Source organism: Rathayibacter sp. AY1F6, from assembly GCF_002932035.1.
Taxonomy (GTDB): Bacteria; Actinomycetota; Actinomycetes; order Actinomycetales; family Microbacteriaceae; genus Rathayibacter.
Genome location: NZ_PSVD01000005.1, coordinates 91504 through 113626 on the forward strand (window position 1 = coordinate 91504; position 22123 = coordinate 113626).

A 22123-nucleotide genomic window follows, 5' to 3' on the forward strand; every position below is an offset into this window, starting at 1 on the left:
GACCGACTTCCCCGGAAGGGGGTTTACATCCCCGGTCGAGGGGTACGAGGAGAAGGTGAACGACTCCTCCTCCCGGAGCGCCGACGAGCGCGCGAGGGCCCCGCGCCTGCGGGGGATCCTCTTCGACCGCGATGCGACGCTCGTGGTCGACGTGCCCTACAACGGCGACCCGGCGCAGGTCTCCCCGATGCCCACCGCCCTCGCGGCGGTCGAGCGGGCGCGCGAGGCGGGACTGGTTCTGGGCGTGGTCACCAACCAGTCCGGGATCGCCCGCGGGATCATCGACCGCGGCCAGGCCGACGCGGTGAACCGGCGCGTGGACGAGCTCTTCGGCGGCTTCGACGTGTGGATGCTCTGCCCCCACGGCCCGGAGGACGACTGCTCCTGCCGGAAGCCCCGGCCCGGCATGGTTCTCGGCGCCGCCGAGCAGCTGGGACTGCCGGCACGGTCCCTCGCCGTGATCGGCGACATCGGGGCCGACGTCGGCGCCGCCGCCGCGGCCGGCGCCCGTGGAGTGCTGGTGCCGACTCCGGTCACCCGCGCCGAGGAGGTGGACGCCGCTCCGCTGCAGGCGGCGACGCTCCTCGAGGCGGTCGAGCTGCTGCTCGCGATGCAGCCCGACGAGGACGCCGAGTGAGGCGCCGCGTGCTCGTCGCCCGCCTGGACAGCGCGGGAGACGTCCTGCTGTGCGGACCCGCCGTCCGCGCGATCGCGGCCGACGCCGAGGTGCTGCTGCTGAGCGGTCCGCAGGGAGCGCCCGCGGCCGCGCTGCTGCCGGGTCCCTCCTCCGTCCGCACCTGGTGGTGCCCGTGGATCGGCGACGCCTCCCGCCCCGTCGACGCCGAGCTCGTCGACGAGCTGCGCGCGATCGTCGAGGAGTTCGCGCCGGACGAGGCCGTGATCCTCACCTCCTTCCACCAGTCGCCGCTTCCGCTGGCCCTGCTGCTCCGCCTCGCCGGTGTCGCCCGCATCACGGGCGCCTCGGTCGACTTCGCGGGCGCCCTGCTCGATGTGCGCCTCGTCCCGGGCGAGACCCTCGAGGAGGACCAGCCGGAGCCGGAGCGCGCGCTCGCGATCGCGGCGGCGGCCGGCTTCGCGCTGCCCGCCGGCGACGACGGACGGCTCCGCGTGCGCCGCGAGGGCGTGCTGCCCGCCGCTCTCGAGGGGATCGGCCCCTACGCGGTCGTGCACCCCGGGGCAGCCGTCCCCGCCCGCGCCTGGCCCGCGGCGAACGCGGCCCGCGCCGTCGAGCTGCTGGCGGACGCGGGCCTCGCCGTCGTCGTCACCGGCGGCCCGGGCGAGCGCTCCCTCACGGCCGAGGTCGCGGGCTCCCGCGGCATCGACCTCGGCGGGGCGACGGACTTCCCCGGCGCCGCCGAGGTGCTGGCCGGCGCCGACGTCGTGATCTGCGGCAACACCGGCCCCGCGCACCTCGCCGCCGCGGTCGGCACCCCCGTGGTCAGCCTCTTCGCGCCGGTCGTCCCGGCCGTGCGCTGGGCGCCCTACGGCGTCCCGGTCGCGCTGCTCGGCGACCAGGAGGCGCCCTGCGCCGGCTCGCGCGCCCGCGTGTGCCCCGTCCCCGGCCATCCGTGCCTCGCGGGGGTGAGCGCCGAGGAGGCGGTCGCCGCCGCCCTCCGACTCCGACCCACGACTTCCCCGAGAGAGGCCATCGCATGAGGATCCTGCTCTGGCACGTGCACGGCGGCTGGGCGGACGCCTTCGTCCGCGGCGCCCACACCTACCTGCTCCCCACGACTCCGGCCCGCGACGGCTGGGGCCTGGGCACCGGCGGCCGCGATTGGCCGAGCGCCGTCGAGATCGCGCCCGAGGAGCTGCACGACGCCGACGTCGACGCGGTCCTCCTCCAGAGGCCCGAGGAGCTCGCCGAGGCCGAGCGCCTGCTCGGGCGACGCCTCGGCCGCGACGTGCCCGCCGTCTACGTGGAGCACAACACCCCCCGCGGGGACGTGCCGGACAACCGCCACCCGCTCGCCGACCGCGACGACCTGCTGATCGTCCACGTCACCCACTTCAACGCCCTGATGTGGGACACCGGATCGACGCGGACGACGGTGATCGAGCACGGGATCCACGACCCGGGCCCTCTCTACACCGGCGAGCTGCCGCACTTCGGCGTGGTCGTCAACGAGCCCATCCGCCGGGGCCGGGTCGCGGGGACCGACCTGCTCCCCCGCTTCGGCGCCGTCGCTCCGCTGGACGTCTTCGGGATGAAGACCGACCGGCTCGCCGAGCTGCCGGGCCTGGAGGACGTGACGGTCCTCGGCGACGTCCGCACGCAGGCGATGCACGGGGCCCTGGCCCGCCGCCGGGTCTACCTGCACCCGTTCCGATGGACCTCCCTCGGCCTCGCACTGCTGGAGGCGATGCACCTCGGGATGCCCGTCGTCGCGCTCGAGGTGACGGAGGCGGGGCGCGCCGTCCCGCCCGAGGCCGGAGCGATCTCGAACGACCTCGACGCCCTCGTCGCCTCGGCCCGGGCGCTCGTCGAGGACCCGGACCGGGCCGCCCGCGCCGGCGCCGTCGCCCGCGAGGCCGCGCTCGCGCGCTACGGCCTCGCCCGGTTCCACCGCGACTGGGACGAGGTCCTCGCCGACCTCCCCGGACGCCGGTCGCCGGAGCCCGCTCTGGAAGGGAGCACCCGATGAAGCAGCACCTCTCCGCCGCGCCCGCGCTGACGATCGCCATGGTCTCGGAGCACGCGAGCCCGCTGGCGACCCTCGGCGGCGTCGACGCCGGCGGTCAGAACGTCCACGTGGCGGCGCTCGCCGACGCGCTCGCCCGCCGCGGCCACCGCGTCGTCGTCTACACCCGCCGCGACGACCCCTCCCTCCCCCGGCGCGTGCCCTTCACCTCGGGAGTCGAGGTCGTGCACATCGACGCCGGACCGCCGCGCCGGGTGTCCAAGGACGAGCTGCTGCCCTTCATGGGCGACTTCGCCGTCGACCTCACCGAGGAGTGGCTGCAGGAGCGGCCGGACCTCGTGCACAGCCACTTCTGGATGTCCGGGGTCGCCGCGCTCGACGCCTCCGAGCGGGTGGAGCGCGCCACCGGGCGGCGCGTGCCCGTCCTCCACACCTTCCACGCGCTGGGCGTGGTCAAGCGCCGCCAGCAGGGTGCGCTCGACACCAGCCCCGAGGAGCGCGCCTGGCTCGAGCCCGGAGTGGGCCAGAAGGCCGACGGCGTCGTCGCCACCTGCTCGGACGAGGCCTTCGAGCTCAAGGGGCTCGGCGTGCCGACCTCGCGCATCTCGGTGGTGCCCTGCGGAGTCGACATCGACCGGTTCTCGGTCGAGGGCCCGGTCGCGCCCCGCGGCGAGCGCTCGCGGCTGATGACCATCGGACGCCTGGTGCCGCGCAAGGGAATGGGCATCGCGATCGAGGCGCTCGCGCACCTGGTCGCGGCCGGCCACGACGCCGAGCTCGTCGTGGTCGGGGGCTCCGGCTCCGGCGACGCGCTGACGGCGGACCCCGAGTACCAGCGGCTGCACGGCGTCGCCGAGAGCCTCGGCGTCGCGGACCGTGTCGACTTCGTCGGCCAGCTCTCGCAGACCGAGATGCCCGCGATGCTCCGCTCGGCCGACGTCGTGGTCTGCGCGCCCTGGTACGAGCCGTTCGGCATCACTCCGCTCGAGGCGATGGCCTGCGGCGTGCCGGTCGTCGCCTCCTCCGTGGGCGGCCTGATCGACACCGTGGTCGAGGACGTCACCGGGGTCCACGTGCCTCCGCGCGACCCGGTCGCCCTGGCCGCCGCCCTCGGCTCGCTGCTGGAGGACCCCGACCGCGCCCGCGCCTACGGGGCCGCCGGACGCGAGCGCGTCGAGTCCCGCTACTCCTGGGACCGCGTCGCCGCCGACACCGAGCGCGCCTACGTCACGACCCTCGCCGGCCTCGGCGACGAGTCGCTCCTCACCGGCGCCACGAGCGCACCCTCATCCCCCACCACCCGGAAGGCGGCTCCGCGACGATGACCATCGACACCGCGACCATCGACACCGTTCTGGACACCCCGGCCGACGCCGCCCGGCGCCTCGTCGACGACCACCTGGCGCGCGCGCTCGACGCGGTCGCGCAGCTGGAGCGCCACTCCGACAGGATCGCCGCCTGGGGCGTCGAGCTCGCCGACCGCCTGCACTCCGGCGCGCGCCTGCTCGCCGCGGGCAACGGCGGCTCCGCGGCCGAGGCGCAGCACCTCACCGCCGAGCTCGTCGGCCGCTTCGACGGCGACCGCGTCCCCTTCTCCGCCATCTCGCTGCACGCCGAGACGTCGAGCCTGACCGCGATCGGCAACGACTACGGCTTCGACCACGTGTTCTCGCGCCAGGTCACCGCGCACGCCCGGGCGGGGGACGTCGTGGTGCTGCTCTCCACCAGCGGACGCAGCGCGAACCTCCTCCACGCCGCGGAGGCCGCCCGTGCGGCGGGCGCCCGGTCGTGGGCGCTGACCGGCGAGGGGCCGAACCCGCTCACCGAGCTCTGCGACGAGGCGATCGCCCTCGAGGGCCACGGCTCCAATGTGCAGGAGGCGCAGCTGGTGCTCGTGCACGCGCTCTGCCGGGCCTTCGAGCACCGGATCCGCGCACGGACGGCGGCCGCCGCGTGAGCCGCCTGCGCCTCGTCGTCGTCGGCGACGTGATGCTCGACGTCGACCTCTCCGGACCCGCCGAGCGGCTGAGCCCGGACGCCCCCGTCCCCGTGGTCGACGTGTCGGCCCGCAGCGCCCGCGCCGGCGGTGCCGGGCTCGTCGCCCGGATGCTCGCCCGCGACGGGCACGAGGTGACGCTGGTGACCGCGCTCGCCGAGGACTCGGATCCGGACGTGGCGGAGCTGCGCGCCGAGATGTCCGGCGTCCGCCTGGTCGCCGGGCCCTCGGGAGCGCCGACGCCGGTGAAGACCCGCGTCGCCGCCTCCGGCCAGGCCGTCGTACGGATCGACCGCGGCTGCGAGACGCCGCCCGTCCCCGGCGTCACCGACGCCATGCTCGCCGCGCTCGCCGACGCCGACGCCGTGATCGTCGCCGACTACGGCCGCCGCCTGACCGAGGAGCCGTCGCTCCGCACGGCGCTCGACGCGCTCACCGTGCCGCTGGTGTGGGATCCGCACCCGCGAGGCTCGCAGCCGGTCGCCGCCACCTCCCTCGCCACCCCGAACCTGGCCGAGGCCACCGCCTTCTCGGGAGCCGTCGGCCGCGGAGTGACGCGCGCCGAGTCCGCCGCGACCACCCTCCTCGAGCGCTGGGGCTGCGGTGCGGTCACCGTGACGATGGGATCCTCCGGCGCACTGCTGCGCTCCCGCGGCGCCGGCGTCCCGGTCGTCGCACCGGCCGTCGCCGTGCCGCCCACCGACCCGTGCGGCGCGGGCGACCGGTTCGCCGCCTCCGCCGCGGTCGCCCTCGCCGAGGGCGCGAGCACCTCGGAGGCGGTGCAGGCGGCGGTCGCCGCGGCCGGCGCCTACCTCCTCGCGGGAGGGGTCGCCTCACTGTCCGCTCCCGCCGACCCCGCTCCCCTCCACGGCGGCGGTGTCGACGCCCTGCGCGTCGCCGAGTCCGTCCGCGCGGCAGGAGGCACCGTGGTCGCGACCGGCGGCTGCTTCGACCTGCTCCACGCCGGCCACGCCCGCACCCTCTCGGCCGCGCGCGCGCTCGGCGACTGCCTGATCGTCTGCCTCAACTCGGATGACTCCGTCCGGCGCCTCAAGGGCGCGGCGCGGCCGATCATCCCCGAGGACGACCGCGTCGACCTGCTGCTCGCGCTCGAGTGCGTCGACGCCGTGCTGGTCTTCGGCGAGGACACGCCGGACGAGGCGCTGCGCCGCATCCGCCCCGACGTCTGGGTGAAGGGCGGCGACTACTCCGCCGAGTCCCTCCCCGAGACGGCGACGGTGGCGGAGTGGGGCGGCCGGGTCCTGACCGTGCCGTACCACCCGGGCCGCTCGACCACTCATCTCGCCGCCGCGCTCGCGCGTGTCGGCTGACCCGCGGCCCACGAGGCCCGCAGACCACCCCCGGAAGGAAACCATGAGCACCACTCCCACCCCCATCGGCCGCGTCCTGATTACCGGAGGAGCCTCCGGGCTCGGTGCGGCCGTCGCCGCCGCGGTCACCGCCGCCGGCGGCACCCCGATCGTGCTCGACCGCGACGTCTCGTCGGTGAAGGAGGGCGTCGCCGCCTACCAGGTCGACGTCGCGAAGACCCGCGAGGCCGAGAAGGCGGTCGTCGAGATCGCCCGCGAGCACGGCGGGCTCGACGCCGTCGTGACCGCGGCCGGCATCGACCGCTGCGGCCGCCTCGTCGACGTGGAGCCGGAGGAGTGGGAGCGCGTCATCTCCGTCAACCTCCTCGGCACCGCGGCCGTCGTCCGGGCGGCCCTGCCCTTCCTCACCGAGACGCACGGCCGCGTCGTCACCGTCGCCTCCTCGCTCGCGATCAAGGCCGTCTCGGACGCGACCGCGTACTGCGCCTCGAAGTTCGGCGTGCTCGGCTTCACCCGCGCGCTCGCGGCCGAGACCAAGGGCGAGATCGGCGTGACCACGCTGATCCCGTCGGGCATGAAGACGCGCTTCTTCGACGACCGCGACGAGCAGTACAAGCCGGGTCCGGACGCGCTGCTGAACGACCCGGAGAACGTGGCGAACGCCGTCATGTTCGTCCTCGGCCAGCCGCGCGGCTGCGAGGTCCGCGAGCTCGTCATCACGCACGAGGAGGAGCCGTCCTGGCCGTGATCCGCTGATCCGGGCGCGCCCCGGATCCCCCGCCGCGAGACGCCACCTCGGTCCGCACGCCCCGGCGCGTCGCGTACCGAGGTGGCGTCTCGCGGTTCAGCGGGTGGAGGCGAGCACCCCGCGGACGTCCTCGAGCACCGCCTCGACGCGCACGTCGCCGACGAACGTGACGTCGTGCTCGCAGCGCGGAGCGGTCCAGCCGACCTGCGTGGCGTCGCGCCCGCAGACCGGGCAGTGCGTGGTCCAGCTCAGCTGCACCCGGTGGCGCTGCCGCCCGAGGGCCGCGGCGTTGATCGCGTTGCCCACCCAGAAGACCCCGACCGTCGGAGCGCCGACCGCGGCGGCGAGATGGCGGGGTCCGGAGTCGTTGCCGAGCACGAGGTCGGCGAGCGAGAGCAGCGGAGCGAGGTCCGGAAGGTCCACGACGCCCGCCCAGGAGACCGCTCCCGGCGCTCCGGCGACGATCTCGTCGGCGGCGGGCACGTCCGAGGCGTCGCCCACCACCAGCACGCGCGCGCCGTCCGCCAGCAGCTCCGTCGCCACGGCGGCGAAGGAGGCGGCGGGCCAGCGGCGGCGGGGATCGGTCGCGCCGGGGTGGATCAGCACCAGCGGTCCGCCCGCGGGCAGCGCCGCGGCGAGGCGGTCCCGCCGCTCCGGATCCACGGCGAGCGCCGGCTCGAGGCGTGTCGCGGGCGCTCCTGCCAGCCCGACGATCTCGAGCGCCCGCAGCATCTCGTGCTGGTAGTAGACGTAGGGGATCGTGCGCTCGAGCTCCGCGGCGTCGTCGGTGCGCGACCCGACCGTGTGGCGCGCGCCGAGGCGCTGAAGGAACGGGTTGGAGTAGCGCCCGCCGCCGTGCAGCTGCACGGCCAGGTCGAAGCGGCGCGAGCGCATCCGCTCGGTGAAGTCCTCGACGACCCGGGGGTCCTCCCCCTCTCCGTCGCGGACGCCCTGCGCCACCGGCAGGATCTCGACGTCGGCGATCGGCGACTCGACGCCCGTCAGCAGGACCCGGTGCGCCGGCGTCCCGAGCAGGGTGATATCGGCTCCCGGGTAGGCGGCCGCGAGGGCGTCGACGGCGGGCAGCGCGAACAGCAGGTCGCCGAGTCCGCCGCCGCGCAGGACGGCGATCCTCTCGACTCCGGCGAAGGGCTCTCGGAGGGGGGCGATGGCGACCACGACGGGTTCCTCTCAGGTGCGGAGGGCGCGCGGGCGCCGCTCCGGGGACGGTGCACTCCTCCACTTCCCCGCCGGGGCCGATCCGAAACCGGATCGGGGGCGAGCCCGTCGCCGATCCGGGGGCGGATTCCGGAGGCGGCGTGTCTAGGCGCGCACCACCCGGGTACCGGACGGATGCGTCCGCCACTCCGCGGGCGCCCCCGACCGAGAGGTGACCGTGACCATCGACATCACGACCCCCGCCACGACCGCCGCCGACGCCGTCCGCCGCGCGCGGACCGCGTTCCCCGCGTGGGCCGCCACCGCGCCCGCCGAGCGCGGCGCCCTGCTCCGTGCCGCCGCCCACCGCGTGGCCGAGCGCGAGCAGGAGCTCGCCGACCTCAACACGCAGGAGACGGGCAAGCCCGCCGGCGACGCCCTGGGCGGCGTCCGCGCCGGTGTCGACACGCTGCTCCAGTACGCCGAGCTCGGCCCGCTGCACCGCGGGAGGAGCCTGCGCGGAGGGGCGCTCAACGTCGATCTCGCCCTGCCGCACCCGCGCGGTGTCGTGCTCGCCCTCACTCCGTGGAACGACCCGGTCGCCGTCGCTGCGGGCCTCCTGGGCGCCGCGATCGTCTCCGGTGACGTCGTCGTGCACAAGCCGAGCGAGCGCAGTCCGGGCACGGGCGCCCTCTTCACGAGCATCCTCGCCGAGGCGCTGCCCGAGGGCGTGCTGACCCTGGTCGAGGGCGACGGGGCGGTCGGCGACGAGCTGGCGCGCACCGAGGGCGTCGACGTCCTCGCCCACGTCGGCTCGACCGCCACCGGCCGCGCGCTCGCCCGGGTCGCCGCCGTCACCGGCGCGCACGTGATCCTCGAGAACGGCGGCAACGACGCGCTCGTCGTCGACCGCGACGTCGACCCGGTCTGGGCCGCCGAGCAGGCCGCGCTGGGCGCCTTCGCCAACGCCGGCCAGATCTGCACCTCCGTCGAGCGGATCTACGTGCACCGCGACATCGCCGAGGCGTTCACGGCGGCGCTCGTCGCCGAGGCCGACCGCTGGAGCGCGGGCCCGCTCCCCCGCCTCGTCGACGCCCGCATGCGCGACGCCGTCCACGAGCACGTCACGGAGGCGCTCGGCAGCGGCGCGCGCGCCCTCACCGGCGGCACTCCCGGGGACGGCACCTTCTACCCCGCGACCGTCCTGGCCGACTGCACCGAGTCGATGCTGGTGATGACGGAGGAGACCTTCGGGCCCGTCGCGCCGATCCGCGTCGTCGACTCCTTCGACGAGGGCCTGGACCTGGCCGCCGCGAGCCCCTACGGCCTGGCCGCCTCGATCCTCACCGCCGACATGGAGCACGCTCACCGCGCCGCGGCGACGCTGCCGGTCGGCACAGTCAAGGTCAACGGCGTCTTCGGAGGAGCGCCGGGCGGCAGCGCCCAGCCCCGCGGAGCATCCGGCTCCGGCTTCGGCTACGGCCCGGAGCTGCTCGACGAGATGACCACCACCACGGTCGTGCACTTCGGCCTGCCCGTCCTGCCGGGAGGCGCGCGATGAGCCTCGAGGGCTCGGCGCTCCAGCGGGCGAGCGCCCTCCTGGCGCACGTCCACGAGCGCCCACCGGTCGTCGCCGTGATCGGGGACCTCATCCTCGACTCCTGGTGGCTCGGCGAGGCGGAGCGCGTCACGCGGGAGGCGCCCGCGCCGGTCCTGCGGCTCGAGGACGTCGTCGATGTCGCGGGCGGGGCCGCCAACACCGCCGCCAACCTGCGCGCGCTGGGCGCCGTCGTCCGCACGGTCGGCGTGGCCGGACGCGACTCCGAGGGCGACCGGCTCGTGCGCGCGCTCGAGCGGGCCGGCCTGGACACCTCCCGGGTCGTCCGCACCGGCGCCGCGACGACGATCAAGACCCGCGTGGTCGGCGGCGACAGCGTGATGCTGCGCGTCGACTCCGGCCCGCACCGCCCGGCCGACGACGAGCTGGCCCTGCTCGCCGGTGCCGCCGCCGAGGCCGCCTCGGGCGCCGACGCCGTCCTGGTCTGCGACTACGGCTCGGGGATCCTCCGCGAGGCCGTCGAGCGCCTGCTCGCCGTCGGGCGCCCCGGCCTCCTCGTGATCGACGCGCACGAGCTCGCCGACTGGGCCTTCGCCCGGCCGGACCTCGTCACCCCGAACGCCAAGGAGGCGGAGCGGCTGCTCGGCGGCTCCCTCGGCCGCGGGACGGAGCGGGCCGCCGCCGTGCGCGACGCGGCGGACGACCTGCGCGCCCGCTCGGGCGCCCGGCACGTCGTGGTCACCCTCGACCGGGACGGCTCCACCGCCCTCGACGCCGACGGCACGGTCAGCCGCACCTTCGCTCAGCCCGCGGAGGAGAAGCAGGCGTCCGGCGCCGGCGACACCTTCGCCGCGACCGCCACCCTCGCCCTCGCCGCCGGCCGCTCCCTGGCCACCGCCGTCGATCTGGCGCAGGCCGCCGCCGACGTGGTCGTGCAGCGCCCCGGCACCTCCGTCTGCTCGGGCGACGACCTGCTCGCCTCCCTCGCCGCTCCCGGCGCCGTCGTGCTCGGCGAGGACGCCCTCGTCGAGGTCCTCGCGGAGCAGTCGCGCCGCGGTCGCCGCGTGGTGTTCACCAACGGCTGCTTCGACGTCCTGCACCGCGGCCACACCGCCTACCTCCGCCAGGCCCGCGAGCTCGGCGACGTGCTCGTGGTCGCGGTGAACGACGACGACTCCGTCCGGCGGCTGAAGGGCGAGGGACGGCCGATCAACCCGGAGGGCGACCGCGCGGGTGTGATCGCCGAGCTGGGCTGCGTCGACTACGTGACTCTCTTCGGCGGAGACACCCCCATCCCGCTGCTCGAGCGCGTGCAGCCCGACGTCTACGTGAAGGGCGGGGACTACAACCCCGACATGCTCGCGGAGGCGGCCGTCGTCCGCTCCTACGGGGGCGTCGTCACCACGGTCGGCTACGTCTCGGAGCACTCCACGACCGAGATGGTCCAGCGCATCCGATCGGCCGCGCCGTGACCAGCCGCCGGTGGTCCGGGCGCTGGGGGGTCCCCGAGGCTCCCCGGCAGCCGCTGATCGACGTGCTGGTGCCGACGGTCGGCCGCCGTGCCGAGCTCGCCGCCACGCTCGCCGGACTCGCCGCCCAGGACGACCCGCCCTTCCGCGTGATCGTCAGCGACCAGTCCGACGACGCGGTCGCCGAGAGCGACCCGACGATCCTCGCGATGCTGCGCGTGCTGGAGGCGCAGGGCCGGGCTCCGGTGGTGCGTCGGCACCTGCCCCGGCGCGGGCTCGCGGAGCAGAGGCACTACCTCCTCTCCCTCGCCACCGCCCCGGCCGTCCTCTTCCTCGACGACGACGTGTGGCTCGAGCCGGGCACGCTCTCGCGGCTGCACGAGGCCCTCGAGCGCCTCGACTGCGGCTTCGTCGGCTCCGCGGTGCAGGGCCTGTCCTACCTCGAGGACGTGCGCCCGCACGAGACCGAGTCGTTCGAGACCTGGGAGGAGCGCGTGGAGCCCGAGCGGGTGCGGCGCGGAACCCCGGAGTTCGAGCGCTGGCCGCTGCACAACGCGGCCAATCTCACGCACGTCGCCGCCCGCCTCGACGTCCCGGAGGGCGCCTGGCGCGCGTACCGGGTCGCCTGGCTGGGCGCGTGCGTCCTCTACCGCCGCGACGCCCTCCTGGCCGTCGGCGGCTTCGACTTCTGGGAGCAGCTGCCCCCGGAGCACAGCGGTGAGGACGTCGCCGCGCAGTGGCGCGTCATGGAGCGCTTCGGCGGCGCGGGCCTGGTGCCCAGCGGCGCCGTGCACCTCGAGACGCCCACGACGGTCACCGACCGGCGCGTCGACGCCTTCGACCGGCTCTTCGCCGAAGAGCACTCGTAACACTCAGCAAGGCGACGAAAGGACAGCACGATGGACGCACCCAACCCGATCCAGATCCAGAAGTACCTCTCGGGCATCGACTACCCCGCCTCGAAGGACACGATCGTCGAGACCGCGGAGAAGGAGGGCGCGGACGGCGACGTCCTCGAGGCCCTCCGTGCGATCCCGGACGGCGACTACGAGAAGCCCACCGACGTGAGCTCGGCCGTCTCGAAGGTCTGACCCCCTCCGCGGGACGCCGCTCCGGTGCACGGCACGCCGTGCCTGCCGTACCGGAGCGGCGTCCCGCGAGCGGCGATCGGCCGGCGCGGAGAGCCGGGGTCAGGCGGAGGCGTGCTCGCGCTCGCGCAGGACGCCGGACTTGAGCGCCTGGAACGACAGCACCTTGTAGCCCTCGGACTCGAAGAAGATCGTCGCCCGGTCGGCCTCCACGCTCATCACGGTGCCGGCGCCCCACTCGCGGTGCTCCACCGACTCGTCGACGCTCAGAGGGGCGTCCACGGGCGCCTCGACGGTCTCGCCGCTCGACTCGTGCCGCTCGCAGCCGTCGCAGTTGCCGCACCACTCGGCCGACTCCACGCCGAAGTAGTCCAGCAGGACTCGGCGGCGGCACTGGCTGGTCTCCGCGTAGGCGCGCATCATCGACAGGCGCGACTCCGCGATCCGCTCGCGAGAGGCCAGAGCCTCCTTCACCGCGTGCACGGCCTCGTCGCCCGAGGCCTCGCGCGTCGCGCGCAGTCCGGAGCCGGTCTCCACCAGCCCCGCGTCCGCGAGATCGTTGACGATCCGGGCGATCGTGCGGGCCGGCTTCCCCAGCTCCTTCGCGAGAGCCGCGGTGTCGAGCCCCGGCTGCTCCGAGACGGCCGCCCAGATCACGCGCAGCGCGGCCTTGTCGACCGAGCGCTTGGCGAAGAAGCGGCGGAGACCCAGATCCTCGGCGCGGTAGTGCAGCGCGCCCGTGGCCGGCTCGCCGTCGCGGCCCGCGCGGCCGATCTCCTGGTAGTAGGCGTCGAGCGACTCGGTGGTCGTCGCGTGCAGCACGAAGCGGACGTCGGCCCGGTCGATGCCCATCCCGAAGGCCGAGGTCGCGACGACGACGTCGAGCTCGCCGGCGCGCCACTGCTCGTGCACGACCTTGCGCTCGGACACCTTGAGTCCGGCGTGGTACGCCGCGACCCGGCGCCCCTCCGCCGCGATGTCGGCCGCGTAGGCCTCCGTCTCCTTGCGGGTGGCGACGTAGACCAGGCCCGGAGCCGTCCAGCTGCGCGCCTCCTCGACCACGGCGGCGCGCTTCTCGTTCTCGCTCTCGTGGCGGTGCACCACCAGCCGGATCTCCGGACGGTCGACGCCGTGCACCTGGATCTCGGGGTCGGTCATCCGGAGGCGCTCGATGATCTCGTCGCGCACCGGCCCGGAGGCGGTGGCGGTCATCGCGAGCACCGGCGGGTCTCCGAGCTCGCCGCGCACATCGGCCAGGCGGAGGTAGTCGGGGCGGAAGTCGTGGCCCCAGGAGGAGACGCAGTGCGCCTCGTCGACGACCAGGAGCGACACTCCCGCGGCCGCCAGACGCGCCACGTTCTCGGGCTTGGCGAGCTGCTCGGGCGCCAGGAGCACGTAGAGCGGGCCGCCCTCGTCGATCCGGTCCCAGGCGCGGGCGACGGCCGCGGCGCCCTGGGAGGAGTTGATTGCGACGGCGGGCGGGGCCGCCGGAGCCGCCTCGATCGCGGCGAGCTGGTCGGCCTGCAGGGCGACGAGCGGGGAGACGACCAGGACGACGCCGCCGCGCTCGGCTCCGGCGATCTGGTAGACCGCGGACTTGCCGCCGCCCGTCGCCAGCACCAGCAGCGTGTCGCGCCCGGAGGCGGCCGACTCGATCGCCTCGCGCTGACCGGGGAGCAGCGACGACCAGCCGAAGTCCTCCCGGGCGATGCGGCTGACGGAGTCGGTGCGGGAGGAGTTCATAGCTCGACGCTACGACCAGACGGCCCCGGAGGCAGTCCGCTTGACAGCGCCGGGGAGCACGGTGAAGGCGCGTCGCCCGGCCTCACGGCCCGCCTCTGCCCCCTCGCCCCCGCGCTGTCAACGTCCTGCGGAGGGGCCCGTCGCGTGCTGGGCTGGAGCCCCGACGAGAGGAGCCGACATGGCCGACCAGAACGTGAACGAGGACCTTCCCGGATCCGGCGGCGACGCCGCCCCGAACACCGGCGGCGCGCAGACGGTGCTGCCCGGCGAGGACGCGGCCGACGCCTCCGCCGCGGGGGCCGCTCCCGGGGGCACCGCGATCGACCGCGGTGTCACGGACGCCGTGACCGACGGCGACAGCGGAGGGGACACCGTCTCCGGCGACGCCGACCTGCCGGACGAGACCGAGGGCGCGGTCGGCAGCGACCCGGCGAGCGCCGACTGACGTCCCGCTCGGACGCGTCCGGCCCGCCGGATCCGAGGATCCTTGCGGGCCGGAGGCGCTCGTCCCTCCGCGCAGGAGGGCCCGGGCTCAGCGCCGGACGACCACCGGGTTGAACAGCGTGCCGATGCCCTCGACGTCCACCGCGACGGTGTCCCCGTTCGCGATCGGCCCGACGCCGGCGGGCGTCCCGGTGAGGATCACGTCCCCGGGGAGCAGCGTGAAGATGCGCGAGACGTAGGCCACGAGCTCGGGCACCCCGTGGATCATGTCGCCGGTGCTGCCCGACTGCTGCACGCGCCCGTTGACGCGCGTCTCGATCGCGCTCTCGTTCCAGACGAACTCGGTCTCGATGACCGGGCCGAGCGGGCAGAAGGTGTCGTAGCCCTTCGCCCGCGCCCACTGGCCGTCGGAGCGCTGGAGGTCGCGCGCGGTGACGTCGTTGGCGATCGTGTACCCGAAGACCACGTCCTCGTAGTCCTCCGCGCGGACGTTGCGGGCCACGGCGCCGATCACGATCGCCAGCTCGCCCTCGAACTCCACCTGCTGGCTGTCCTCGGGGAGGACGATCGCCTCGTCCGGGCCGATGACCGACGTGTTCGGCTTGAGGAACACCAGCGGCTCCGCCGGGGCGTCGCCGCCCATCTCGGCCGCGTGGTCGGCGTAGTTCTTCCCGATGCCGACGATCTTGGAGCGCGGGATCACCGGCGCGAGGAGCTTCGCCTCCGCGATCGGGATGCGCTCCCCCGTGGTGTCGAACCCGGCGAACATCGGGTCGCCGGCGAGCACGACCAGGTCGTCCTCGTCCACGATCCCGAAGTGGATCGCTCCCCCGTTGTCCCCGTCGCGCTGCGTGGCGAATCGTGCGATCTTCATGCGTCCAGCCTCGTCATCCATCCGTGCGTGTCCTCGCGGCGTCCGTACTGGATGCCGGTCAGCTCCTCGCGGAGCGACATCGTGAGCTCCCCGGCGGGCGCGCCCTCGCGGCCGACGGAGAAGCCCTCGCCCTTGAGCTCGGCGATCGGGGTGATCACGGCGGCGGTCCCGCAGGCGAACACCTCGACCACGTCGCCGGAGGCCACTCCGTCGCGCCACTCGTCGATGCTCACGCGGCGCCGCTCGACGCGGTGGCCGCGGTCCTCGGCGAGCTGCAGGACGCTGTCGCGCGTGATGCCCTCGAGGATCGAGTCCGATTCCGGGGTGACCAGCGTGCCGTCCTTCTTCACCAGCACCACGTTCATGCCGCCGAGCTCCTCGATCCACTGCGACTCCTGCGAGTCGAGGAAGAGGACCTGCGCGCAGCCGTGGCTGTAGGCCTCCTGCTGCGGGAGGAGGGAGGAGGCGTAGTTGCCACCCGTCTTCGCCGCTCCCGTGCCGCCCTTGCCCGCCCGGGCGTAGGAGGTGGAGAGCCAGATCGACACGGGGGCGACGCCGCCCGAGAAGTAGGCGCCGGCGGGGCTGGCGATCACGTAGTAGCCGACGTCCTCGGCCGCGCGCACGCCGAGGAACGCCTCCTGCGCGAACATGAACGGGCGCAGGTAGAGGCTGGTCTCCGGCTCCGAGGGGACCCAGTCGCCGTCGACCGCGATCAGCTGCCGCAGCGACTCGACGAAGAGGTCCGTCGGGAGCTCCGGCAGCGCGAGGCGGCGGGCCGAGCGCTGCAGGCGGCGCGCGTTCGCCTCCGGGCGGAAGGTCCAGACGGAGCCGTCCTCGTGGCGGTAGGCCTTCATCCCCTCGAAGATCTCCTGCGCGTAGTGCAGGACTGCGGCGGCGGGGTCGAGCGCGAGCGGGCCGTAGGGCTCGACGCGGGCGCTGTGCCAGCCGTCCGTGCGGGTCCAGCGGAGGCCGACCATGTGGTCGGTGAAGTGCATGCCGAAGCCGGGGTTCGCGAGGATCCGGGCGCGCTCCTCGGCGGAGCGGGGCGCGGGGGCGGCGGTCACCTCGAAGGCGAGGTCGGCGGGGGCGGAGTCGGTGCTCATCGTGGTGGTGTCCTTCTGCGGGGGATCAGCGGAGGCGGGCGACGACGGAGTCGCCGATCGCGGCCGTGGAGCGCGGGGTGCCGTCGCGCGACTCGATGTCGGCGGTCACGGCCGCGGTGACGCGGGCGGCCTCGTCGCTCCGGCCGAGGTGGTCCAGCAGCATCGCGGCCGAGAGGATCGCGGCGGTCGGGTCGGCGAGCTGCCGTCCGGCGATGTCGGGCGCGGATCCGTGGACCGGCTCGAACATGCTGGGGAACGCGCCGTCGGGGTTGATGTTGCCCGAGGCCGCGAGTCCGATGCCGCCGCTGATCGCGCCGGCCAGATCGGTCAGGATGTCGCCGAAGAGGTTGTCGGTGACGATGACGTCGAACCTAGCAGGGTCGGTCACGAGGAAGATCGTGGCGGCGTCCACGTGGAGGTAGTCGACGGCCACGTCCTCGAAGGCGGCCCCCACCTCGTCGACGATCCGCTTCCAGAGCGAGCCGGAGAAGACGAGGACGTTCGTCTTGTGGACGAGCGTCAGCCGGGAGCGGCGCGTGCGGGCGAGCTCGAACGCGTGGCGGACGACGCGCTCGACGCCGTAGGCGGTGTTGACCGACACCTCGTTGGCGACCTCGTGCGGGGTGCCCTGCCGGATCGAGCCGCCGGTGCCGACGTAGGGCCCCTCCGTGCCCTCGCGGACGACCACGAAGTCGACCTCGCCGGGAGCCGCGAGCGGCGAGGCGACGCCCGCGTAGAGACGGGTGGGCCGCAGGTTGACGTAGTGGTCGAGCTCGAAGCGCAGCCGCAGGAGCAGCCCGCGCTCGATGTTCGCGTCCCGGAGGCGCGGGTCCCCCGGTGCTCCGCCGACGGCGCCCAGGAGGATCGCGTCGTGCCCCGCGATCGCCGCGAGGTCCTCGTCGGTGAGGACGTCGCCGGTCTCGAGGTAGCGGGCGGCGCCGAGCGAGAAGGTGGTCGTCTCGAGCACCAGGTCGGAGTCGGCGGTGACGGCGTCGAGGACCTTGACGGCCTCGGCGGTCACCTCGGGCCCGATCCCGTCTCCGGGGATGACGGCGAGCTTCACGGTGCGGGGCATGGCGGTCCTCAGGCGTACGGGGTCGGAGTCCCCCCAGCGTACTCGCGGCCCGCCCGCGCCGCGGTCCGGGGCACGCGCCCCGTCGGGCTGGCGAGGGCCGCCCGGGAGGCGCTGCGCGTCCCGGGCGGCCTCCCTCGGGAGGAGAGGAGGAGCGTCAGCTCCGGCGGAGGCGCCAGGCGCCGACCGCGGCGGCGGCCAGCACGAGGACGACACCGAGCCAGGCCGACCAGCCGACGCCCGAGTCGAACGCCGCGCTCGCCGACGCGACGAGGCTCGCGGCGGAGTCGGCGGGCAGCTCGCCGGCGACCGAGACGGCGCCGCCGAGGGTCTCCCCGGCCCGCTGCGCCTGCGCGGCGTCGAGGCCCTCGGGCAGCACGACTCCCCCGCGGTACACGGCGGTGAGGACCGTGCCGAGCGTCGCGGTGCCGAGGACGGCACCGAGCTCGTAGGCGGTCTCGGAGACGGCGGAGGCCGCACCGGCCTTGTCGGCGGGCGCGTTGGCCAGGATCAGCTCGTTCGACACCGTCTCGGCCGCACCGATGCCCAGGCCGAGGAACGCGAAGGCGACGGCGACGGTGAGCGCGGACGCTCCTCCGGGCGCCCCGCTGCCGAGGGCCAGCAGGATGTACCCGACGGCCGAGACCAGCAGTCCGGCCGGGACGACGAGGCGCGGAGCGACGCGGCGCGCGATCGGCACCACGCCGAGCCCGGCCAGGATCATCACGGCGAGGCCCGGCACGAGCACGAGACCCGCCTCCAGGGGCGAGAGCCCGACCACGAGCTGCAGGTGCTGCGAGAGGAAGAAGAGCCCGCCGACCAGCGCGGTGACGCTGAGGAGGTTGACCACGATCGCCGCACTGAACGAGCCGCGGCGGAAGAGCGAGAGATCGAGCATCGGCGAGGCCCGGCTCTGCTGGCGGCGGACGAACAGAACTCCCGAGACGACGCCCACGACGAGCGCCGCGACGCCGACCGCGTCGATCCCGTGCTCGGCGAAGGACTTCACCGCGTAGACGACCGGCGCCATGGTCGCCAGCGACAGCAGGATGCTGACCACGTCGACCGGGCCGGGCTGCGGGTCGCGCGACTCCGGCACCAGGATCGGCACCAGGACGACCAGCGGGAGCAGCACGGGCACCGCGAGCAGGAACACCGACCCCCAGGGGAAGTGCTCGAGCAGCACGCCGCCGACCAGCGGGCCGATGCCCGAGCCCACGGCGAAGCCGGTCGCCCAGATCGCGATCGCGAGGCGGCGCTGGTCGCGGTCGGGGAAGACGCTGCGCAGGAGCGAGAGCGTCGAGGGCATCAGCATCGCGCCGAAGAAGCCCAGTGCCGCGCGGGCGCCGATGAGCGCCGCGGCGGTGGGAGCGAACGCGGCCACGACCGAGACGGCGGCGAAGCCGACCGCGCCGACCAGCAGGAGGCGCCGCCGCCCGACGCGGTCGCCGAGGCTGCCCATCGCCACCAGCAGGCCCGCGAGCACCAGCGGGTAGGCGTCGACGATCCACAGCAGCTCGGTGCCGGAGGGCCCCAGATCCTCGGCGATCGAGGGGAGCGCGAAGTTCAGCACCGTGTTGTCGACCGAGACCAGCAGCACCGGGAGCATCAGCACCGCGAGCGCCACCCAGGCGCGTCGCCCGACCCGGTCGGCGGCGCCGGCGGTGTCGTGGGTGGAGACGGGAGCGGTGCGCGCGGACACGGGGACGACCTTTCAGAGGAGAACGGAGAGAGTATACCGTCCAGCCGGTACAGTCGACACTGATCCGCCGTAGGATGGTCGCCGTGCCTCCTGCCCCCGCCCGCGACCGCGTCCTCGACGCGTTCGAGCAGCTCCTCATCGAGCAGGGCGAGCGCGCCGCGACCCTCGACGCCGTCGCCCGCGAGGCCGGAGTCTCCAAGGGCGGGCTGCTCTACCACTTCCCCTCGAAGGACGCCCTCGTCGACGGGCTCCTGCAGCGCCTCGACGCGCGGCGGGAGGCGGACGTCGCGCAGAGCCTCGCCGCTCCCGAGGGCGTGGTCGCCTACCTGCTGCGCACCTCCTTCGCCGCCGACTCGGCCTTCGACCGCACGATCCTCGCCGTGTCGCGCATCGCGCAGGGGCACGACGAGCGCGCCAGCGGCGGCCTCGCGCGGATCCACGACAGCTGGAACGAGGTGGTCGCCGACGCCGTGGGCGACCCGCTCGTCGCCCGGGCGATCGTCCTGATGAGCGACGGGCTCTACTACAACTCCGCCCTGCTCCCCACGGGCTCGCAGTCGCGCGGCGAGGCCGAGGACGTCCTCGCGGTCGTCCAGCGCCTCCTCGGGAGCTGAGCCGCGCCGCCCCGGCGGACCCGCTACAGCTCGACGACCCCGTCGATCAGGGTCACCGTCGCACCGCCGATCCAGATCGCGCCGTCCGTGCTCTCGACGCGCACGCGCCCGGCGCGGCCCAGCGCCGCCCCCTGAGCGGCCGTGTAGCGCTCGGGCAGCACGCCGCTGCCGATCAGCCACTGGGCGATCCCCGCATTGAGGCTCCCCGTCACCGGGTCCTCGGACACACCGGCGTCGGGGATGAACGCCCGCACCTCGACCGCGCACTCGCCTCCCGCCGGATGCTCGCCCACGACGCCGACGGGGAGCCCGGCGAGGAGAGCCTGGTCCGGCCGCAGCGCGAGGACCTGCTCCGCCGACGCGAGCCGCACGGCCAGCCAGCCGGGACCGTTGTCGACCCACTCGTGGTCGAGGATCTCCGCGCGCGGGATCCGCAGAGCCGCGGCCACCCGCTCGAGCGTCGCCTCGTCGACCGGTCCGGTCCGCCGGCGGGGAGGGGCGGCGAAGGCGATGCCCTCCTCCGTCACCCGCAGTCGGACGAGACCCGCGGCGCACTCCTGCACGAGCTCCCCCGCCGCGCGGGCCGTCCCTCCGGCCGCGAGCCAGGCGTGCGCGCTCCCGAGGGTCGGGTGCCCGGCGAAGGGCAGCTCCCCGCCCGGCGTGAAGATCCGCAGCCGGTAGTCGGCCGCGGGGTCGCTCGGGCGGAGGAGGAAGGTCGTCTCGGAGAGGTTCGTCCAGCGCGCGAACTCCGCCATCGCGGCGTCGCCCACGCCGTCGCCGTCGACGACGACCGCCACCGGGTTGCCCCGGAACGGCGCGGCGCCGAAGACGTCGACCTGAGCGAACCGCCGGGTGCTCACTGCTCGGTGATGTCGATCTCCTGCATGAGGTCGGCGTCGATCGCGACGCGGACCTTCTCGAGCAGGCCGTCCGGGGCGGGGGAGTCGATGGTGATCACCGAGAGCGCCTTGCCGCCCGCCTCGGTGCGCGCGATCTGCATGCCCGCGATGTTGACCGCGGCGTCGCCGAACTCGCGGCCGTAGACCGCGACGATCCCGGGGCGGTCGACGTAGCTCATGACGACGAGGTGCTTCGCGAGGGGGACCTCGACGTCGTAGCCGTTGATCGCCACGATCTTCTCGACCTGCTTGGTGCCGGTCAGCGTGCCCGAGACCGAGATCTGCGAGCCGTCCGAGAGCGCGCCGCGCAGGGTGATCACGTTGCGGTACTCGTCCGAGACCGGCTCCGTGATCAGGCGCACCTCGATGCCGCGCTGCTCCGCGAGCACCGGCGCGTTGACGTAGGACACCGTCTCCGAGACCACGTTGGTGAACACGCCCTTGAGAGCCGCCAGCTTGAGGACCTTCACGTCGTAGCCGGCCAGCTCGCCGCGCACCTCGACGTCGATGGAGGTGACCGGCGAGTCCGCGAGGCCCGAGAAGACCTGGCCGAGCTTCTCGACCAGCGGGATGCCGGGGCGCACGTACTCGTCGATCACGCCGCCGGCGACGTTCACGGCGTCCGGCACGAGCTCGCCCGAGAGCGCCAGGCGCACCGAGCGGGCGACCGAGACGCCGGCCTTCTCCTGCGCCTCGTCGGTCGAGGCCCCGAGGTGCGGAGTGACGACCACGTTCTCGAGGGCGAGCAGCGGCGATCCGGTCGGCGGCTCCTTGACGAACACGTCGAGTCCGGCGCCGGCGATGGTCTTCGCGACGAGCGCGCGGTGCAGCGCGTCCTCGTCGATGAGGCCGCCGCGGGCCACGTTCACGATGAACGCCGACGGCTTCATCAGCGCCAGCTGATCGTCCGAGATCATGCCCGTCGTCTCGGGGGTCCTCGGCATGTGGATCGTGATGAAGTCGCTCTCGGCCAGCAGCTCCTCCAGGGAGAGGAGCGTGACGCCGAGCTGCTGCGCGCGGGCGCTGGTCACGTAGGGGTCGTAGGCGACGACGTTCACGCCGAAGGCCTGCAGGCGCGCGGTGATCAGCGCGCCGATGCGGCCGAGGCCGATGATGCCGACGGTCTTCTCGTAGAGCTCGACGCCCGTGTACTTCGAGCGCTTCCAGAGGCCCTGCGCGAGCGCGCTGTGGGCGGCGGGGATGTGGCGGGCGAGGCTCAGGATGTGGCCGACGGTGAGCTCGGCGGCCGAGATGATGTTCGAGGTCGGCGCGTTCACGACCATGACGCCCGCGGCGGTCGCGGCGGTGATGTCGACGTTGTCCAGGCCCACACCGGCGCGGGCGATCACCTGGAGCGAGGGGGCCGCGGCGATCGCCTCCGCGTCGACCTGCGTCGCGGAGCGCACCAGGATCGCGTGCGCCGTGGCGAGGGCCTCGAGCAGCGCCGGGCGGTCGGTGCCGTCCACGGAGCGGATCTCGAAGTCGGGACCGAGCGCGTCCACGGTGGCGGGCGAGAGTTCTTCGGCGATCAGGACGACCGGCTTTGTCACGAGAGGCGCTTCCTTCGGAGAGGGGACGGAGCGGGCACCGAGGCGGGGGCGTCGGCAGCCCCCCGTCACTGTAGCGGAGGGGTGCGCGCGCGCCGCGCCGTGTGACGCCGC

Annotated in this window: 21 protein-coding genes; 13 read left to right on the forward strand and 8 right to left on the reverse strand. The window is 74.7% G+C overall.

The genetic code is table 11. The annotated features are described in order from the left end of the window. Positions 1–55: 55 nt before the first annotated feature. Genes C5C44_RS16980 through C5C44_RS06695 form a run of 7 tightly spaced genes read left to right on the forward strand, consistent with a single transcriptional unit; the run spans position 56 to position 6738 of the window. Positions 56–637, forward strand: a complete 582-nt coding sequence (locus tag C5C44_RS16980) for an HAD family hydrolase (protein WP_181132751.1) — start codon at positions 56–58, stop codon at positions 635–637. Then, complete coding sequence (locus C5C44_RS06670; RefSeq protein ID WP_219827835.1) at positions 634–1677, forward strand: glycosyltransferase family 9 protein; 1044 nt, start codon at positions 634–636, stop codon at positions 1675–1677. Before C5C44_RS16980 ends, C5C44_RS06670 begins: the two co-directional genes overlap by 4 nt. Then, on the forward strand, positions 1674–2666 hold the full coding sequence (locus C5C44_RS06675) for a glycosyltransferase (protein WP_104335569.1): 993 nt from the start codon (positions 1674–1676) through the stop codon (positions 2664–2666). The genes C5C44_RS06670 and C5C44_RS06675 overlap by 4 nt, the downstream gene beginning before the upstream one ends. 26 nt (positions 2667–2692) lie before the next feature. After that, the gene (locus C5C44_RS06680; RefSeq protein WP_104287981.1) at positions 2693–3988 is read left to right on the forward strand and encodes a glycosyltransferase; all 1296 of its coding nucleotides are present in this window, start codon (positions 2693–2695) and stop codon (positions 3986–3988) included. Then, on the forward strand, positions 3985–4620 hold the full coding sequence (locus C5C44_RS06685) for an SIS domain-containing protein (protein ID WP_104335570.1): 636 nt from the start codon (positions 3985–3987) through the stop codon (positions 4618–4620). Before C5C44_RS06680 ends, C5C44_RS06685 begins: the two co-directional genes overlap by 4 nt. A gap of 5 nt (positions 4621–4625) precedes the next feature. Then, positions 4626–5990 (forward strand): PfkB family carbohydrate kinase, encoded by a 1365-nt coding sequence (locus C5C44_RS06690; RefSeq protein ID WP_104335600.1) that lies wholly within the window; start codon positions 4626–4628, stop codon positions 5988–5990. A 43-nt stretch (positions 5991–6033) separates the two neighbouring features. After that, complete coding sequence (locus C5C44_RS06695; protein ID WP_104250150.1) at positions 6034–6738, forward strand: SDR family oxidoreductase; 705 nt, start codon at positions 6034–6036, stop codon at positions 6736–6738. Between the two features lie 96 nt (positions 6739–6834). Here C5C44_RS06695 and C5C44_RS06700 read toward each other — a convergent pair whose 3' ends face one another. Further along, the gene (locus C5C44_RS06700; RefSeq protein ID WP_104335571.1) at positions 6835–7917 is read right to left on the reverse strand and encodes a glycosyltransferase family 9 protein; all 1083 of its coding nucleotides are present in this window, start codon (positions 7915–7917) and stop codon (positions 6835–6837) included. Between the two features lie 217 nt (positions 7918–8134). On the opposite strand from C5C44_RS06700, the gene C5C44_RS06705 reads away from it, so the two are divergent. The 4 genes from C5C44_RS06705 to C5C44_RS06720 are packed head-to-tail and all read left to right on the forward strand — an operon-like array spanning position 8135 to position 12014. Then, positions 8135–9457, forward strand: coding sequence for an aldehyde dehydrogenase (locus tag C5C44_RS06705; protein WP_258063235.1), 1323 nt, complete (start codon positions 8135–8137; stop codon positions 9455–9457). After that, positions 9454–10926: a D-glycero-beta-D-manno-heptose 1-phosphate adenylyltransferase gene (rfaE2, locus tag C5C44_RS06710; protein ID WP_104335572.1), complete on the forward strand. Its 1473-nt coding sequence runs from the start codon at positions 9454–9456 to the stop codon at positions 10924–10926. The genes C5C44_RS06705 and rfaE2 overlap by 4 nt, the downstream gene beginning before the upstream one ends. After that, positions 10923–11792: a glycosyltransferase family A protein gene (locus C5C44_RS06715; RefSeq protein ID WP_219812158.1), complete on the forward strand. Its 870-nt coding sequence runs from the start codon at positions 10923–10925 to the stop codon at positions 11790–11792. Before rfaE2 ends, C5C44_RS06715 begins: the two co-directional genes overlap by 4 nt. Positions 11793–11822: 30 nt before the next feature. Next, positions 11823–12014 carry a DUF2795 domain-containing protein gene (locus tag C5C44_RS06720; RefSeq protein ID WP_104223528.1) on the forward strand — a complete coding sequence of 64 codons (192 nt, stop codon included), beginning with the start codon at positions 11823–11825 and terminating at the stop codon, positions 12012–12014. Positions 12015–12113: 99 nt separating this feature from the next. Here the strand turns inward: C5C44_RS06720 and C5C44_RS06725 are convergent, their stop codons facing one another. Continuing rightward, positions 12114–13754 carry a RecQ family ATP-dependent DNA helicase gene (locus tag C5C44_RS06725; protein ID WP_104335573.1) on the reverse strand — a complete coding sequence of 547 codons (1641 nt, stop codon included), beginning with the start codon at positions 13752–13754 and terminating at the stop codon, positions 12114–12116. Positions 13755–13932: 178 nt separating this feature from the next. Here C5C44_RS06725 and C5C44_RS06730 point away from each other — a divergent pair, with 178 nt between their 5' ends. Next, positions 13933–14199 carry a hypothetical protein gene (locus tag C5C44_RS06730; RefSeq protein ID WP_104247445.1) on the forward strand — a complete coding sequence of 89 codons (267 nt, stop codon included), beginning with the start codon at positions 13933–13935 and terminating at the stop codon, positions 14197–14199. 87 nt (positions 14200–14286) lie between these two features. Here C5C44_RS06730 and C5C44_RS06735 read toward each other — a convergent pair whose 3' ends face one another. The 4 genes from C5C44_RS06735 to C5C44_RS06750 form a co-directional block, all read right to left on the reverse strand. Then, positions 14287–15072, reverse strand: a complete 786-nt coding sequence (locus C5C44_RS06735) for a fumarylacetoacetate hydrolase family protein (protein ID WP_104247446.1) — start codon at positions 15070–15072, stop codon at positions 14287–14289. Beyond that, the gene (locus C5C44_RS06740; protein WP_104226252.1) at positions 15069–16175 is read right to left on the reverse strand and encodes a branched-chain amino acid aminotransferase; all 1107 of its coding nucleotides are present in this window, start codon (positions 16173–16175) and stop codon (positions 15069–15071) included. The genes C5C44_RS06735 and C5C44_RS06740 overlap by 4 nt, the downstream gene beginning before the upstream one ends. 25 nt (positions 16176–16200) lie before the next feature. Beyond that, on the reverse strand, positions 16201–17250 hold the full coding sequence (locus tag C5C44_RS06745) for a 3-isopropylmalate dehydrogenase (protein ID WP_104257252.1): 1050 nt from the start codon (positions 17248–17250) through the stop codon (positions 16201–16203). A 154-nt stretch (positions 17251–17404) separates the two neighbouring features. Then, positions 17405–18949: an MFS transporter gene (locus tag C5C44_RS06750; protein WP_258066683.1), complete on the reverse strand. Its 1545-nt coding sequence runs from the start codon at positions 18947–18949 to the stop codon at positions 17405–17407. A gap of 74 nt (positions 18950–19023) precedes the next feature. Between C5C44_RS06750 and C5C44_RS06755 the strand changes: the two genes are divergently transcribed. Further along, positions 19024–19563: a TetR/AcrR family transcriptional regulator gene (locus C5C44_RS06755; RefSeq protein ID WP_208543367.1), complete on the forward strand. Its 540-nt coding sequence runs from the start codon at positions 19024–19026 to the stop codon at positions 19561–19563. Between the two features lie 23 nt (positions 19564–19586). On the opposite strand, the gene C5C44_RS06760 is transcribed toward C5C44_RS06755, so the two are convergent. Both C5C44_RS06760 and serA read right to left on the reverse strand, forming a co-directional pair. After that, positions 19587–20423, reverse strand: a complete 837-nt coding sequence (locus tag C5C44_RS06760) for a PhzF family phenazine biosynthesis protein (RefSeq protein ID WP_104268716.1) — start codon at positions 20421–20423, stop codon at positions 19587–19589. Beyond that, positions 20420–22012, reverse strand: a complete 1593-nt coding sequence (serA, locus tag C5C44_RS06765; protein WP_104223535.1) for a phosphoglycerate dehydrogenase — start codon at positions 22010–22012, stop codon at positions 20420–20422. The genes C5C44_RS06760 and serA overlap by 4 nt, the downstream gene beginning before the upstream one ends. Positions 22013–22123 lie beyond the last annotated feature (111 nt).